The following is a 15,776-nucleotide window of genomic DNA, read 5'->3' as shown; positions in this document are numbered from 1 at the left end:
GACCTCAAGCGCGTTATAATGAAGAAATACATATGAATTGAAACAAGATCTAACATGGAGGGATCACGATGATTTCAGAAGAAATAAAACAAAATCTTACCCAAAGTTCATGGATTCGAAAAATGTTTGAAGAAGGTCAACGACTAAAAGCCATTCATGGTGCAGATAATGTCTATGACTTCTCATTAGGAAATCCTGTTATTGATCCTCCGAAAGAATATTTCGATGCTCTAAAAACGTATGCGAACAACCCGATCTCAGGTGGACATAGCTACATCCCCAACCAAGGACTCGTGGAAGCAAGAGCGAAAGTAGCAAGTCACTTAGAAGGTCGATACGGAGATATTGGAGTGACTGACCAAACCGTGATTATGACTTCAGGTGCAGCGGGTGCTCTTAATGTCGCATTAAGAAGCATTTTAAATGAAGATGATGAAGTCATCATTTTCACTCCTTTCTTTGTTGAGTATAAATTTTATGTGAATAATGCAAAGGGGAAGGCTGTTTACTGCCCACTTGCTGAAGATTTCACAATTGATTTAGAAGAACTAGCATCAACGATCACGAGTCGTACAAAAGCAGTGATTTTAAATAATCCGCATAATCCGACTGGACAACTTCTCCCACAAGAAGATCTTGAAAGCTTTAATGCACTTCTTCGTGAAAAAGAAGCTGAGACTGGTGCAACGATTCATGTTTTATATGATGATCCGTATAGCCAACTTATTTATGATTATGATGCGCCTAATCCTTTTGCAGCGATTGAGCGATTATTCTATGTATCATCGTTCAGTAAAGATTTAGGACTTGCTGGTGAACGTCTTGGCTACTTAGCAATTGACGGGCAAATGGATGGAGCAGGGGATTATATGGCAGCGTTCGTATTTGCTAACCGTACGTTAGGATTTGGAAATGCTTCCGTTACCGTGCAACGAATGATCAGCCAATTGCCAACATTAACGCAAGAGCAAGCAGGCTATAAGGAACGCCGAAATGCAATGGTAGACGTGTTAACAGATGCAGGTTTTGAATTTGTTGAGCCAAAAGGTGGATTCTTTATTTTCCCTAAATCGCCACTAGTTGATGATACGGCATTCTGTAAACTAGCAGCAGAGAAATTTAACATTCTATTAGTTCCTGGAGCGGGCTTTGGTAGAGAAGGACATTTCCGCCTTTCTTATAGTGTGTCACCGAAACAAATTGAACGCTCTCGTGAGGCATTCAAAGCATTATTTGAAGAGTGTAAGATAGCGAACGAAAAATAAGAATGGGAATAGGAGTTTTTTGATGTTTATCGTCCATTCAACATTCAACGTGCCAGATGAAAAAGCAAATGAAGTGATTGATATCTACCGAAATCGCTCAGGTCTCGTCGATCAGGCGCCGGGTTTTCAACGATTTCGATTGTTGCAAAATGAGAAGAGAGCTGGAGAGATCACAGTTGAAATAGAGTGGGAGACGAAAGAGGATTATTTAAGATGGGTGCGTAGTGCAGAATTTAAGCATATTCATGATCTTGAAAAGAAGTATCCAGACCAAGAGTTAGCAGCTGTTATTCCAAAAGTGAGACAATTTGAGGTGGTGATTGATTGATTCCATTTCCATATCCAGAATATCATCCAATTATTGATGAAATTACAAAAGAAATTTATCAAGCTTTTCCTGAATTGAATGAAAAGTACGGTGAGGCTGGGAGAAAGAAATGTCGTGAAGACAATCAACATCATTTCCACACATTAGAGACGGCATATCAAATGGATCAAGAGAAAATCTTTGTTGATTATGCCCTTTGGCTTAATGGTATTTTAGTGAAACATGGGATGTCGCCCAAGCATTTAATTGATAACTTTGAGCGAATAGCGCGATTAATCCACGACAAAGTAGAAGAGGATAAAGAGGAGATCTTTATTCAATACCTTCAAGCAGGAATTAAAGCGATTCGAAAAAGCAATGTAGGAGAAGTACTCGGCTGATGCCGGGTACTTTTTTACAAAGGAATAGAAGAGGGGATCATGTGTTTAAAGGGCTTGTCATTTTTTCAATGTGTTTATTATTTCTACTCTATTCGTTTTTTCCAATAGATCTACTCGAACTGATTCTCTCGATTTTGGCGGCTATCATATTGCTGTTTGTGATTAATCAGGTGAAGCTACCTCAAAAAATGATCAGTTTGATCTTATTACTTTCTGGAATCAGTATTTATGTCCTAATGAATGTACATATAACCGATGCTTTGCAAGGCTTGTTACGTAATCTACCGCTTTTATCCTTATTACTACTCGTCCCCCTGTTAGCGATTCCAATGAAAGTAAGTGGCTATTTAGAATCGACCTATCATTATTTAAGCAAGTGGCAAAATGATTCCAATAAAGCATTTATGGGGCTCACCTCTTTATTATCCTTACTTGCCCCTGTTTTAAATATGGGTTCTGTTCGATTGGTTCATGAGGTAGCAAGAGATGTACAGTTTCCTACAAAGCTTCTTGGGAAATCTTATTTTATTGGCTTTTCAACTGCCATGCTCTGGTCTCCTTATTTTGCATCAGTTGCCTTAGTGCTCGTTTCGGTGAACGTCCGGGTCACCGATTATATACTAGTCGGACTAGGGTATGGGGTTATTCAATTGGGGCTTGGCATGCTATTATTTCGATTTGCGAAAGTAGAGGATGAAGGAGTTAGAATAAAAGCGATACCCAACGCTACTATTAATGAATCTCTCCACAGATTAAACATTGTGAAACTCATTTCAATGATTGTGGGAATGATAGTGAGTCTATTAGTGTTGGAATCCTTTACTACTTTATCAATGCTTGTCTTAGTGTCCTTAATTTCTCTTATCATTCCTATTTTGTGGTGGATAGGCAGTCAACAAAAAAGCAGAATGAAGGATTCCTTTCAAGAGTATTTGCTAAGTATCAGTTCCAAAAGTCAAAATGAAATTGTCTTATTTTTAAGTGCTGGTTTTTTTGGTAGTGCGATCTCATATACCTCAGTAGCAAGGATTATTGAAACGACGATGGGTTGGGCTTCATCTGTTTCATTGTTATTTTTTATTGGATTAGTGGTTGTGATCGTTAGCATGTTCGCAATGGCTGGAGTACATCAAATCATTATCGTACCTTTACTTGCGATGTATGCGGGCACAGATGTAACGGGCATCACACCAGTTGCTCTCGCTGTCATCTTTTTAATGGCATGGGCCCTTTCTTCGATTTTAAGTCCTTTGAATGCGATTAATATGCTGGTGAGTTCTTTGCTTGGTCGAAGTGGCTTTACGACAGGGATGAAATGGAATGGAGTCTATTTATTCTTGTTGTTTGTTGTAGGGGTTATGATGGCTTATAGTATTCAATTACTTAACTAATCAAACCGCCCCCTTCATTGATAGAAGGCGGGCGGGAACTATCTATAAAGATTACTTAGTCCTCAGTCACGCGATTTTTAAAAGCCTCTTTTGTAGCCAAAAAGCCATCTTCTTCTGGTGTTTTATGATCGTTGTTTTTCGCTTCCTTCATTTCGCTTCCTTCAGGAAATGCACCGGGATGACTTTTTTTCTTATGATTAAAGTTTTGTCCTCTTGCCAATACCATGACCCCCTTAAAATGTTTTCAACAATAGTCTTTTCATTATAAGTTTTCCTTATGCATTGGCTGATTGAATAGTCTGGTACAATCAAAAGTGATGTGACCCAATAAAAGAAAATCTAGCTAAAGGTAGCTTTTCCTTTATAATGTGTAGAGAATGTCATTAGCTCAGTAAAGGTTGGATAAAGATTGGAAAGTTATAAGCAAAAACCTATTAATTATTTATACATGTACAATTTTCATGAGGACGAGGCTTCCTTATGTCACTTGGAGATGCGCTCGTTGTTTGGAATAGATACTTCATTATCAATCGTGGAGAGTTCAAAACGAATCGACCCAAGTCGAAGTCCGTTCATAAAGGCAAGAATCGATGTGAGCCATAAAGGGGCAAGTTTGTCTGATATGAAGCAGCAAATGAAAGGCTTGGAGATACAGGATTGTACATTTAAAATCATCTATGTGAAAAATGAGGATTTAGAGGTAAATGAAACGGCTAGGTTTGAAGAAAGACGTAAGATAGAGCGAGAAATTGGCTTGCTTGTCCAAGGTCAAGTCGATCTTCATCATCCTGAAATCATTTTCGGAATTATGAAAGTAAGAGAAGGCTGGGTATTTGGCAGGTATACCAAGAGCGAATCAGTTTGGTTAAAGCATCAAAAGAAGCCGCAAAATTATTCCACAGCTCTAAGCACACGAGTGGCAAGAGCTGTTGTGAATATTGCCGCACCTCATACTGAGGGAATGAAAATGATCGACCCATGTTGCGGGGCTGGAACAGTGCTTATTGAAGCGTTATCGATGGGGATGGATATCATAGGAAGTGACCTGAATCCACTTGTAACAACGAGTGCGAGGGAAAATATAGCTCATTTTGGCTTTGAATGTGAAGTGGCGTTACTAGATCTACGTGATGTGACTGGAAGATATGATGTGGTCATCATTGATATGCCTTATAACTTGTGCTCAGTCCTCACACAAGAAGAACAACTTGAAATGCTTCAAAGTGCTCGTAAACTGGCTAAGAAAATGGTCGTGATTACGATTGAGAACATTGATTCCTTAATCGAACAGGCTGATTTTACAATTGTAGATAGATGTGTGGCCAAAAAATCGACGTTTTCAAGACAAGTGCTGGTCTGTCAATAAAACTGTAGGATGCAACCTGACCAGTCTTTTTTAGTCTCAAAACATTAATAATGAGGTGCAGAACTGTGAATGTGATTTTATACGATTTAATTTTAATAGTATTTGGTATTGTTCTTGGGGTGTTCATCGCTGAACCTTTAAAAAATATATTCACCGGAAAGTATAAGGAAGAGGCGAGACAGAAAAAACGGGTCAAATTATTACTTGCTATTAGGGAGAACAAAACGAAGATTCCCCCTACAACAGAGGAATTAGCAGAAAAGGTATTTTTGGGAAAACTTGACATAGAAGCAGTAGAGAAGCTTTTAAAGGAAGTGGAAGACACAGGTTTAATTAAGGGAGTCTCCAGTAAAGGAGAGGGTATCGAAAAGACAAGTTGGGTGTATGTTAAGAAGCATTGAAATTGAATAAGTTAGGTGGGGAATGGATTAGGACTCCATTCTGCCTGCTCACGATAAATCGAAATTCTAACTTGAAGAATTTCGATTATTTGAGTTTAACGATTAATGTGCATCATAGAGGAATAAAAGCTCCCTAGTAGGCTTTTCTCTACAAATTATCAAAATAACCTTGTTTTTTAAAAATTCTAACTATATTATTAATGGTAACAGTTACATACCTACTAGTCAGTATTTTGTTTGAGTTAATCTTACAAGAATCAAAAATTAATGGGAGAAGGTGCTATTTATTATGGGGAAAACATTTGAGGATTTTATGAAATTGGAGAACCTATTGCCAACGTTTCATTCGGTGGAAGAAGAGAGACAGTATTTAAAGGAACGTCTTGCAGCTGCCTTTCGTTTGTTTTCTAAGTTTGGGTTTGACGAAGGAGTTGCCGGACATATCACTGTACGTGATCCAGAAAAGAAGGACCATTTTTGGGTAAATGCATTTGGGATGCACTTTAGTCAAATAAAAGCCTCCGATCTAATCCTCTGTAACCATGAAGGTGATGTGGTACACGGAAATCGTCCGGTAAACAGAGCTGCTTTTGCGATTCACTCACAGATCCATGCTGCTCGTCCAGATGTGGTTGCAGCCGCGCATGCCCATTCTGTCTACGGGAAAACCTGGTCCGCACTCGGTCGCAAACTCGACCCCATTACACAAGATTCTTGTGCATTTTATGAAGATCATGTTTTATTTGATGATTATACAGGAGTCGTTTTAGACACAGAAGAGGGCAAGCGAATCGCCAAGGTCCTTGGTCCGCATAAAGCTGCTATCTTAAGAAACCACGGTTTATTGACAGTTGGTAAAACGGTTGATGAAGCAGCTTGGTGGTTCATTACAATGGAGCGTTCATGTCAGGCACAATTAATGGCAGAAGCTGCAGGGAGACCGGTTTTAATTGAAGAAGAATACGCAAAAGTCACAAGTTCTCAAGTTGGCTCCGAATTAGCAGGTTGGTTCAGTTTCCAACCCCTTTGGGACAAAATCGTGAAAGAGCAACCTGAATTAGTAGATTAACGAAATATAAACAATTATGAATTACGGGGGCAAATTAATGAGCGGTTATGGGGAGAAAGTACAATTTCAAATCTATTCACCTGAACATTCAAACGAAAGTGGTAAATTTCCATTAGCGTTTGAGGAGTGGGAAAGATTAGCGAAAGAAAAGTTAGAAGATGGGCCCTATTGGTATGTTGCTGGAGGTGCAGGGAGTGGTGCAACGATGAAGGCTAATAGGGATGCGATTTCATCTCTCTTATTCAAACGAGATGCTAGTTTGAAGCATTCCTATAAATAGAAATTCTCTTTAAATAAGTGAGGAGGGTTTAAATGAAAATTGCTGTTATTGGGGCTGGTGCTGTTGGTGGTTACTACGGAGGGATGCTATCTAAGGCGGGTTTCGATGTCACTTTTATTGCAAGGGGCAAACATTTAGAAGCCATGAAACATTCTGGCCTTCACATTCACTCCCTTCAAGATTCATTTATTGCCCAAAGGACTTTTACAAATGACTTTAATCAAATTAAAGAGGCGGACCTTCTTCTTTTCACAGTGAAATCGACAGAAACAAAAGCGACTGCAGAGATGATTCATCCATTATTAAAAAAAGGTGCAGCTATACTTACGTTACAAAATGGTGTAGACAATGAAGAAATATTAATAAATACTCTAGGGTCTGATCGGATTGTTTCGGGTAGTAGTTACCTTTCTGCTTCTGTTGAACAACCAGGTGTTATTCGTCGTCACTCAAATTTAGAAAAAATTATTTTTGGTGGTCTTTCTGAAACAAGCTCTCATCATATTGAATCTTTCGTTCATGTTCTTCAGCTTGCGAAGATTGATTTTGAAGTATCTAGCTCAATCATCGAAAAAAAATGGGAAAAGCTCTTATGGAATGCAACATTTAATCCACTCACAGCAGCTTCATTGGCCTCGGTAGGTGATGTACTCGATAAAGAATCATTAAGAAGGACTGCTGAAGCAGTTCTTGCTGAGGTCGTTAGTGTTGCTGGTGGTCTAGGAATTAAATTGAATGAGAGTTGGGTCAAGCAGATTTTCCCTTTATCTGAAGTAGCTCGTAATCATAAGACATCTATGCTGCAAGACCTGGAAAAGGGAAAGAAGATGGAAGTGGAATCGATCTGTGGATATATTATAAAAAAAGGAAAACAGTTAGGCATTAAAACCCCTGTATTAGAAACGATTTATACCATTTTATGCTCAATAAATGATCTAATGGAAAGCAAGAATACAGAAAAAGCGTACCCATCAAACTAAGCACTCCCGCTTGAAGTTAGTAAAGTTGAAGAAGAGTACGTATGTAGTTTAAAGGGGGTGCCAAAATGGAAATAAGTCAACAAAAAAGAATGTGGATCTACTCCTTCATCGGAATGGTAACCACAATCGTTGTACTAGCTTTTGCCAGACTCTCGTATGGTGTTGTTCTTCCTTTTATGCGAGAGGGATTACAGATTACGTATAAAGAAGCCGGTATTCTTGGAACCGTTATCTCGTTTGGTTATTTAAGCATGGTCGTATTTGCTGGAATCCTTGCCTCCAAATGGGGAGGGAAGAGAACGATGCTTCTTGGGACGATGCTTGTTACTGTAGGCTTCATAGGTTTAACTTTTACTCCTTCCTATTGGGTAGCAGTTCTGTTTATGTTTGTGTTAGGAGTTGGGACGGCCTTTACGTATACGCCTTTAATCTCTTTACTGGTTGCGTGGTTTCCTACAAAAAAAGGGTTAGTCATTGGACTTACGACTAGTGGGGTTGGAGTCGGAATCCTCTTAACAGGAGTGATTGTCCCTTACTTGAGTAGCGTGTACCCAATAATTGGTTGGAGATTTTCATGGGCTTTATTTGCTTTTGCCAGTTTGATTGTCCTCCTCTCGATGTTTTTATTCATTAAAAATCCGCCGACAAGCACCACAGCAAGCTCAAAAGATGAGCAATCAAACCCTAAAGACATTTATAAGAATAAAGATGTTATTAATGTCAGTCTGATCTATGGTGTGGTCGGGCTTGCTTACATTGTTCAGATGCTGTTTGTGATGAGCTTCATGATTGAGTCTGGTATAAGTGTAACAGTAGCAGGTCAGTTGATGGCATTGAACGGGTTACTATCCATTTTCACAGGGCCCGTTTGGGGACATATTTCCGATAGGATTGGACGGAAAAAGTCGTTGATTTTGACGATGGCGTTTACTTTAACAGCTATGACGATTCCGATCATACTCCCAACACTCATTGGATTCACGATTCATATCCTTATTTTAAGTTGTACATTGACTGGTTTGTTTACATTAGTGCAAGCTTCTAGTATGGATCAAGTGAAACCAGTCGATATGCCCGTAGCCTTTAGCTACGCGACTTTTTATTTTGCTGTAGGGCAATTTATTGGCCCGACAATTGCTGGTTGGTTAATTGATGATTTCGGTGGATTTCAACAAGCTTTTCTTTTTTCGTCGATTTGTTTAGGTATAGGGTTACTTTTAACCTTTAAAGTGAGAAGTTCGCAAACACCAAAGGTGGTTGTGGAATCAAATGTGAGTGGGTGAATAAGGGCATTGCACCAAATATCCTCTTAATTCATGGAATAGAAACCACGAAATAGAGAACGATAAAACTGGGATCTGAATTACTTGAAATTAGGAGGAATGCGTTATGACACAACCTAACCATGATAAGCAAGAACTAAACCAAGCACAGAAAGAAGTGGAAAAAGCTTTTAATCAGTTAGAAAAAGAGAATCATGAACTTTTTCAGGCTCAACAAGCGGTACAACATGAGGGTCAAAAGTTAAAAGAAGCTCAACAAAAAGTAGATCATGAACAACATGATGTTCAGCTAGCTCAAGAGAAATTTCAACAAGCCCAAGCTAAGGCTAATACTTACAAATAATTCAACATGTATAAAGGAATAAGAGCCAACATTTATCTGATATGTTGGCTCTTATTAATGTGAGTTTAAATAAGTTACCGACTCCTTTTTAGGAATTGTTGAAGTGAATGTTAGAAGAACCAGAGACCAAACAAGGTTGAAACAATCAAACCGAGAATAACAGGTAGGAAGCTTTTGCGTACAAGCTCCATGACCGGTACTTTGGCAAAACCGGCTACAGCGACTAAGGAGGACCAGGCAATTAAAGTACCCCCACCTACCCAAATCGAACCCATTTGACCAATTGCAGCTAAGGTTGCTGTATCGACTCCGACTGTTGGTCCAAGTGCACTAGAGAGAGCCCCGACAAGTGGGAGACCTGAGAATCCAGAACCATCAAGCCCTGTGATCATTCCAATGATTAATATTGCAAATCCAGCGAGAAAGGCATTTTCAGGGATCAATTGCTGTCCTGCTTGCACGAGATCGAACAAGAAAGAAGGAGAGCTCTCACTTCCGACACCTAGAATCGTACCCGCTAGTTCACCACTTCCGATAAAAAAGAAACCCGCAATTGGAATCACTGGCCCCATTGCTTTAAATGCGAAGACAAAGCCGGTAATTAAATGTTCGCTTACTTTTGCTAGAGATGTTTTAGCCTGGTCTGCTGTAGTGGAGGCAAGTAAGAGGAGAGCGGCCGTGCCACCAATTAATGCCGCACCCGTGCCCCCTTCAATCGTCGGAATGACATCTGAGAACTTCGCCATAACCATATAGACAATAATAAACAAGAATGCAGTCGGGACGAGTAACGCAAACACCATACTCTTTTTGGTGACGGGTTTTCTCGTTTGAGTGTGGTCGTCCTTTGACGAAGATTGAACCTTTTCCCACTTCAGTAAATGGTTTTTTGAAGGTGACTGAATCCACTTTCGTAACAATAAATAAGCAACAGTGATCGCAATTCCACCCGTTACAAGGGATAACACAAACGCTCGATCGGCAACTAGGGAAATATCGACTCCAGCAGCAGTTGCACTGAGCATCGGTGCAATTTGAATAATGTAGTCAGACGATAAAGCCATACCTTGGCCAGCTAATGAAATTGCAATCGCTGCCCCAATCGGAGGAAGACCAGCTCTAATCGCAACTGGAATTAACAGCGCACCGACAAGTGGGACTGCTGGGGTTGGCCAAAAGAACAAGGAGATCGAGTACGTTACAAGAACAATGACCCAAAAAGAGATATGGCCATTGACCATAACCTTTTGAAACGGTGTGATCATTTGTTCATCTGCCCCTATATCTTTCAAGGCGTGCAAAAGCGCTGTCATAATCGCAATAATTAAAAAAATGTTAAATAATTCTCCAGCAGCGATTAAACTTGCTTGGAAGATTGTTTGAAGTCCTATGGATAAGGATCCGCTGAAGATCCATCCCACTAAAAATGTCATCAAAATCGCTGGGACGACAACATTTTGTCTAAAAAGCATGGTTAAAATGATTAAGAGAGTCCCTGATAAATACATCCAATGGGACAAAGTAAGCTCAATCATATCGAATCGAAGCCCCCTCTATCTAAAAGTCAAACTTACGATATGGTATGAAACAAACTAGGCATTGGTGTATTTGCGGAAATAATATTGTAGTGAAAAGAGAGGGATAAAGGGAATTGTTAATGTTGTCTAGGGAATTCTAAAAAGTGCCCTCACTGATGTGAAGGCTACACTCCCTTTTTTGAGGACATTACAATGAGAGGGGGAGGCTTCCTGCTCTATATTACTATATTTTACTACCTCTCGTTGATTCCAACTACTTGTATTATTTTTATCCTCATCCGTAAATATGCAAGTTACCAATAAAAGAAGTTACAGAATCGTCTAAAGCAACAACGCTTTTTACAGCAACATTTGTCACGTTTACGGGAATCGTCACGCCTAAAAAAGTCATGCTTGCGTTCACACTTACGCTTTCTTCGACAATTATCGTAGCTCATGTAGGCACCTCCTCTTTAAGAGATAATATAATTTATGGATCTTTTAAGAGGCTTGTATCAGCTATTGGTAGGGAAGATCTAAAAATACACGCGTATCCTTTCCGTCATCAAAAAAAGCCCAACCTATAAAGGGGCTGGGTTCATCCTGTCCTGCTCCATGTTATCAGGAGTCTTTAAGCCGTTGAGAGGAGGCGTTCCTTCTCCTTGAAAACATATGCTGAGTAGATATAAATATTCATAAAACGAGCCCTCACATAGTGGGGCAAACGAAAAAGCACCTACTCCCTGCCTAAGAGTAAGTGCATTTTCTGATCTTTTTTCATCATCATTCTATAATCGTATCGGGTAAGACTCAAATTAATTTTAATACTTTGTGCCTGAATTGTCTATACAATTTAATGGGCATTGGTGTATAAGCTGAAAAATATTGCCACGAAAAGAGAAGGATAAAGGAATAAGTTATAATCTTGTATCAAATTCTCGTAATTTGTCGCCGATGAGGAATATGATAATGAATCTTGACTATGATAGATAGAGCAGGGTAATCTATGTTCACTAGGTTATCTAGTAGCTGGGAGGGTACGATGAAAAAAATCGTTTCTATATTATTTATGTTGTTTATCCTAATTGGCGTGATGGGATATGGAATTTATTATCTTGGGACTAACATAGCTTCTGATAGGATAACAGAAGGCCTTTCATCTGAGTTGAATTATGGCCAAATGAATGAGATCCGAACGTATATTGACAATGATCCTGATTTAAGAGTTCTTGTGGAGGAAGTTGCACAGGTCGATGAAAGTAAGCTACCTTTTACAACAAAGGAAGAAGCAACAAGAGTCTTGATTAGGAAAGTCGGAATCACAGAGCTGTTAAATATACAAACAAAAGTAGAACAAGGTAATGTGAATCCTGTTCAATTAATCGATGATCCTCATTCAAGTTTAACATCGGAAGAGATCATGGCGCTTAAGGTGATTGCTTATAAAGAACTATATCAATAAAAAAGGCTGAGACCCTTGTTTCACAGAATTTCCGAACGACAAAGGAAAGCCTAGTCCATCAAAAAAGCGCCTCAAGGGGCGCTTATTATCAATGAGAAGACACTAATCATCATCCGTTGTATACGTGTCTTTGTCCTGAATTTCCTTTCTTAGTGTAGCACTATGCATAAGCCTCAAAATTGGTCTGGCAACTAAAAAAGTACTCCCAGCAAGATAACTTATAAGGCCGATCATTTCCGCCTCATCAAAAAAATTAAGAATACTCCCTACAACAAACAAAATTCCGATTAATAAATCGTTAATCGTAGAAATAACTCTATATCTCTTATCAAAATAAATTCGCATCCGTCCCATTTTCACGTCCAAATACTCTTCACCATTCTTAATCTTTGGAACTTTTCTTTTCATTTAAATCCTCCTTGCTACAAATCTCCGCGAATAACTTTACCCACTATTAATAAAATAATAAACCTGCTGCAACTGCTTTTTTAGGAAAAATAAAGCTTTTGACAAGTTTATGGGCTCGTTCTTATTGATTATCTACCGCAGGAAATGCATCAAGTGAGACAATTAATGGTTAAACAACCAAAACAAGGGGGGAACGTAGTTTGATTATTTAGGCACACGTACCTTATTATCGTAACCATTTGTTTTGTGTGATCCATCGCAGAATGGAAGATTCTTAGATTGCCCGCATAAACAGAGGGAAAATGCAGGTTTTTTTGGGAATGGATTGCCTTCCCCGTCCAATAGTTCAACATCACCAGTCACTCGTACTGAGCCGTTATCATTAATTTTTAATATTACTTTCTTTTCTTCAGCCATATTCTTCATTCCTTTGTATGTAGGATGTGTAATGAATTCTACAAATGTCGTGTAATTCCTTTTAATCTTAGCATAATTAGTGAGTTGAAATGAGTACAGAAGAAAATAGGATGATGTGGATCTGTGAAATTCGTAATAGGAAATCATTCTTTTTTTACGCTTCTCACAACTTATTACACGGTTAATCAGTCAAAATTATGCTATGATATGGGCTAAAGCTTTACGATTTATATCATGATTGGTACCTAGAGTAAAAGAAAAGATTGGAAGATAAAGAAGGGGATTATTATGAATCAAAGAACCTATCCATCATTATTCTCAAGCATTAAAAAGCCATCGACTGCGTTTGAATGGTTTACAGCCTTTTTATTTATTGTTTTATTTATTGTTGGGCTTTTCAGTGCATTTGCCTTCAGATTATTTGTGATGTTGTTTTTAGTAGGTCTATTACTACAGGTCAATCGTTTCCTGCAAATGCGTCTGAATGGAAAAGGAACGATTGCTGAAGAGGCAGAAATTGCGGCAGTGAAAACGAAGCCAGTTGCAGTACCTACACCTATTAAAGAAGAAACGGATCAAGAAATTTTAGAGAAGACGACTCAACTTCAGAAAATTGATTTCGATCGTACTGAATTACTTGAAGAATTATTTAGAAAAGCCTCACTCGATGATGAAGAAAAACAAACGTATCGCTCAAAAATTAAACAAAAGGATCATGAGATTTCTCGTTTGCGTCAAGAGTTAATGAATGCAGGGGAGAAGATTCAGCAAGTGATGCTCGATACAAAAAATATGTTTGTGAAGCATGATCCGATGAAGGAGCTAGCTTCATCAATTGACTCAGAGTTATTAGAAGCTGATTCGCTTGATCTGTTGAATGAACATCTACAAAGAAAACGTGCTACCTTAACAGAGGAAGACTTAATTGCTTTAAATAAAGCGGGCTATGTAGATGAAGAATTTAAGTTAACACGTGCTGGATTTAAAGCTTTAACGAGAGCCGTTGAAAAATAAAGAGAGGAGGCCGTCCTACGCAATTGCGTGAGACGGCCTCTTTCTTATTTGCCCTCAAATTCATCTACTAACTCGCTAAAGAAAGAAAGAGCTTTTTCAATTGGTTCGGAAGTCGTTAGATCAACTCCAGCACGTTTTAATAATTCGAGCGGGTAATCGGAACTACCACTTTGTAAAAATTCAAGGTAGGCTTCCTTCGCTCCTTCTTTCTTTTCAAGTAGACCATTGGCAAGCTGAATCGCTGCAGCAAATCCAGTCGCATATTTGTACACATAAAACGGACGGTAGAAGTGGGGAATCCTTGACCAGCCAAACTTGACCTCATCATCAAATACTAGGTCGTCTCCATTGTATTCTCTAAATAGTCTTTCATACACTTCATTAAATACTTCGGCAGTAAGGGGCTTTCCTGCTTCTGCTAATTCATGTGTATCTTTTTCAAAGTTAGCAAACATCACTTGTGTGAAGAGCGTGCCTTTGAACTTATCGATAAAGTCATTAACTAAGTATTTACGAGTTTTTTCGTCTGTGGATTGATCTAATAAATAGTGAATCAACAACACTTCATTTACTGTAGAGGCAACTTCCGCGACAAAAATGGTATAACCTGCTGTGATTTGTGGCTGGTGTTTGGCTGAAAGGTAACTATGCATCGCATGTCCCATCTCATGAGCAAGGGTAAAGAGACTGTTTAAATTATCTTGATGGTTCAGTAGGACAAATGGATGAACGCCGTAAAGACCCATATTGTAAGCACCAGAACGCTTGCCAGGTGTTTCGCGAACATCAATATATCGTTTTTCTTTAAATTCAGCTAATGTCTCAACGTATTCCTCGCCAAGTGGTGCTAGTGTATTTAACATCGTATCATAGGCTTCATCATATGGAATATCCTTATCAACGCCTTGAACTAGGGGAATGGATAAATCATATTGATGCAATTCATCGACACCTAACATCTCTTTTCTAATTTTTTGGTAACGATGATAAGGAGCGAGATGGTTTTTTGTTGATTCGATTAAGTTTTCATAGACTTCTTTTGGAACTTCATCAGCAAACAATGATTTCTCAAGTGCAGAAGGATAATTCTTCATACGAGAGACGGTTACATTTGTTTTGATTGCTGCGGAAAGAGTAGATGCAATGGTGTTATTAAGTTCAACATATGGCTTATAATACGCATGATACGCCTCTTTTCGCTTAGAACGATCCTCATTTTTAAGAAGTTTTTCATACATGCCTCTCGTGAGCTCTACTTTTTTTCCGTCTTCTGTGGTGACTTCGCCAAATTTAATATCAGCATTATTAATCATTCCGAACGTCTTACTAGGAGAGGAGAGTGATTCACCTAGTTGAGTGAGGACTTCTTCTTTTTCTTTACTAAGCACGTGTGGCTTGTAACGGAACAGGTCCATCAGGTCATCTTCAAAATAAGTCAGACCCTCGACTTCAGATATGTATTCAGAAAGGGTGGTTTTATCGAGACTCAATAAAAATGGTCTGAAAAAGGAGACCGCCGTACTCGCTTTCACGCTTAAACCCGTCGCTTCATCTAATAAGGACTCAGCTTTTTTATCACGTGTATCGACGTCCACTTGTAAGCGAGCATAGACAACCACTTTCGATAAGTGAAAGCTCAATTTCTCTTGCAAGGTTAAGAAGTCATACAATGAATGGCCGTCCGTAATTTTGCCATCAAACTCTTTTAATTGTGTAGCCATTTTTTTGATTTCTGCGACGTCTTCCTGCCAGTCTTCAATCGAAGGGTATATATCTTCCACTTTCCATTTTTCGTGATCAGGTACATCTTTACGTGAAGAATAAGTTGTCATGTATCATCACTCCTTTAAGTATAGGTTTACCATTATCCAC

At 38.8% G+C, this 15,776-nt stretch carries 18 protein-coding genes; 13 read left to right on the top strand and 5 right to left on the bottom strand.

The genetic code is table 11. The annotated features are described in order from the left end of the window. Window positions 1-68: 68 nt before the first annotated feature. Genes RYX56_RS04825 through RYX56_RS04810 form a run of 4 tightly spaced genes read left to right on the top strand, consistent with a single transcriptional unit; the run spans window position 69 to window position 3,364 of the window. On the top strand, window positions 69-1,265 hold the full coding sequence (locus tag RYX56_RS04825; RefSeq protein ID WP_317120997.1) for a pyridoxal phosphate-dependent aminotransferase: 1,197 nt from the start codon (window positions 69-71) through the stop codon (window positions 1,263-1,265). A gap of 22 nt (window positions 1,266-1,287) precedes the next feature. Beyond that, window positions 1,288-1,593: an antibiotic biosynthesis monooxygenase family protein gene (locus RYX56_RS04820; RefSeq protein WP_317120996.1), complete on the top strand. Its 306-nt coding sequence runs from the start codon at window positions 1,288-1,290 to the stop codon at window positions 1,591-1,593. Then, window positions 1,590-1,973, top strand: a complete 384-nt coding sequence (locus RYX56_RS04815) for a hypothetical protein (RefSeq protein ID WP_317120995.1) — start codon at window positions 1,590-1,592, stop codon at window positions 1,971-1,973. The genes RYX56_RS04820 and RYX56_RS04815 overlap by 4 nt, the downstream gene beginning before the upstream one ends. Window positions 1,974-2,014: 41 nt before the next feature. Beyond that, window positions 2,015-3,364 (top strand): hypothetical protein, encoded by a 1,350-nt coding sequence (locus RYX56_RS04810; protein WP_317120994.1) that lies wholly within the window; start codon window positions 2,015-2,017, stop codon window positions 3,362-3,364. 55 nt (window positions 3,365-3,419) lie between these two features. Here RYX56_RS04810 and RYX56_RS04805 read toward each other — a convergent pair whose 3' ends face one another. Further along, complete coding sequence (locus RYX56_RS04805; protein WP_317121322.1) at window positions 3,420-3,584, bottom strand: hypothetical protein; 165 nt, start codon at window positions 3,582-3,584, stop codon at window positions 3,420-3,422. A gap of 273 nt (window positions 3,585-3,857) precedes the next feature. Between RYX56_RS04805 and RYX56_RS04800 the strand changes: the two genes are divergently transcribed. The 7 genes from RYX56_RS04800 to RYX56_RS04770 all read left to right on the top strand — a co-directional run bounded on the left by RYX56_RS04800 (window position 3,858) and on the right by RYX56_RS04770 (window position 9,086). After that, entirely contained in the window at window positions 3,858-4,730 is an 873-nt protein-coding gene (locus RYX56_RS04800; RefSeq protein WP_317121310.1) for a TRM11 family SAM-dependent methyltransferase, read from the top strand. Window positions 4,731-4,795: 65 nt separating this feature from the next. Next, window positions 4,796-5,131, top strand: coding sequence for a hypothetical protein (locus RYX56_RS04795; protein WP_317120993.1), 336 nt, complete (start codon window positions 4,796-4,798; stop codon window positions 5,129-5,131). 289 nt (window positions 5,132-5,420) lie between these two features. Next, window positions 5,421-6,200 (top strand): class II aldolase/adducin family protein, encoded by a 780-nt coding sequence (locus tag RYX56_RS04790; RefSeq protein WP_317120992.1) that lies wholly within the window; start codon window positions 5,421-5,423, stop codon window positions 6,198-6,200. Between the two features lie 37 nt (window positions 6,201-6,237). After that, complete coding sequence (locus tag RYX56_RS04785; protein ID WP_317120991.1) at window positions 6,238-6,480, top strand: hypothetical protein; 243 nt, start codon at window positions 6,238-6,240, stop codon at window positions 6,478-6,480. A 32-nt stretch (window positions 6,481-6,512) separates the two neighbouring features. After that, the gene (locus RYX56_RS04780; RefSeq protein WP_317120990.1) at window positions 6,513-7,460 is read left to right on the top strand and encodes a ketopantoate reductase family protein; all 948 of its coding nucleotides are present in this window, start codon (window positions 6,513-6,515) and stop codon (window positions 7,458-7,460) included. A 65-nt stretch (window positions 7,461-7,525) separates the two neighbouring features. Then, a complete protein-coding gene (locus tag RYX56_RS04775) occupies window positions 7,526-8,743 on the top strand; it encodes an MFS transporter (RefSeq protein ID WP_317120989.1) in 1,218 nt (405 codons plus the stop codon). Window positions 8,744-8,849: 106 nt separating this feature from the next. Further along, window positions 8,850-9,086: a hypothetical protein gene (locus tag RYX56_RS04770; protein WP_317120988.1), complete on the top strand. Its 237-nt coding sequence runs from the start codon at window positions 8,850-8,852 to the stop codon at window positions 9,084-9,086. A gap of 110 nt (window positions 9,087-9,196) precedes the next feature. Here the strand turns inward: RYX56_RS04770 and RYX56_RS04765 are convergent, their stop codons facing one another. Beyond that, a complete protein-coding gene (locus RYX56_RS04765; protein ID WP_317121309.1) occupies window positions 9,197-10,618 on the bottom strand; it encodes a hypothetical protein in 1,422 nt (473 codons plus the stop codon). Between the two features lie 1,027 nt (window positions 10,619-11,645). Here RYX56_RS04765 and RYX56_RS04760 point away from each other — a divergent pair. Then, window positions 11,646-12,065 carry a hypothetical protein gene (locus RYX56_RS04760; RefSeq protein WP_317120987.1) on the top strand — a complete coding sequence of 140 codons (420 nt, stop codon included), beginning with the start codon at window positions 11,646-11,648 and terminating at the stop codon, window positions 12,063-12,065. Window positions 12,066-12,167: 102 nt separating this feature from the next. Here RYX56_RS04760 and RYX56_RS04755 read toward each other — a convergent pair whose 3' ends face one another. Both RYX56_RS04755 and RYX56_RS04750 read right to left on the bottom strand, forming a co-directional pair. Next, window positions 12,168-12,473, bottom strand: a complete 306-nt coding sequence (locus tag RYX56_RS04755) for a YrhK family protein (RefSeq protein ID WP_317120986.1) — start codon at window positions 12,471-12,473, stop codon at window positions 12,168-12,170. A gap of 204 nt (window positions 12,474-12,677) precedes the next feature. Further along, a complete protein-coding gene (locus RYX56_RS04750) occupies window positions 12,678-12,890 on the bottom strand; it encodes a CDGSH iron-sulfur domain-containing protein (protein WP_317120985.1) in 213 nt (70 codons plus the stop codon). Between the two features lie 288 nt (window positions 12,891-13,178). On the opposite strand from RYX56_RS04750, the gene RYX56_RS04745 reads away from it, so the two are divergent. After that, window positions 13,179-13,904, top strand: coding sequence for a hypothetical protein (locus tag RYX56_RS04745; protein ID WP_317120984.1), 726 nt, complete (start codon window positions 13,179-13,181; stop codon window positions 13,902-13,904). Window positions 13,905-13,948: 44 nt separating this feature from the next. Here the strand turns inward: RYX56_RS04745 and pepF are convergent, their stop codons facing one another. After that, the gene (gene pepF, locus RYX56_RS04740) at window positions 13,949-15,736 is read right to left on the bottom strand and encodes an oligoendopeptidase F (protein ID WP_317120983.1); all 1,788 of its coding nucleotides are present in this window, start codon (window positions 15,734-15,736) and stop codon (window positions 13,949-13,951) included. Window positions 15,737-15,776 lie beyond the last annotated feature (40 nt).

The sequence above is a fragment of the Alkalihalophilus lindianensis genome, assembly GCF_032843265.1.
In the GTDB taxonomy this organism is placed as follows: Bacteria; Bacillota; Bacilli; order Bacillales; family Bacillaceae_D; genus Alkalihalophilus; species Alkalihalophilus lindianensis.
Note: the sequence above shows the minus strand (reverse complement) of the source record. Positions and strands in the feature narration are given on the sequence as shown.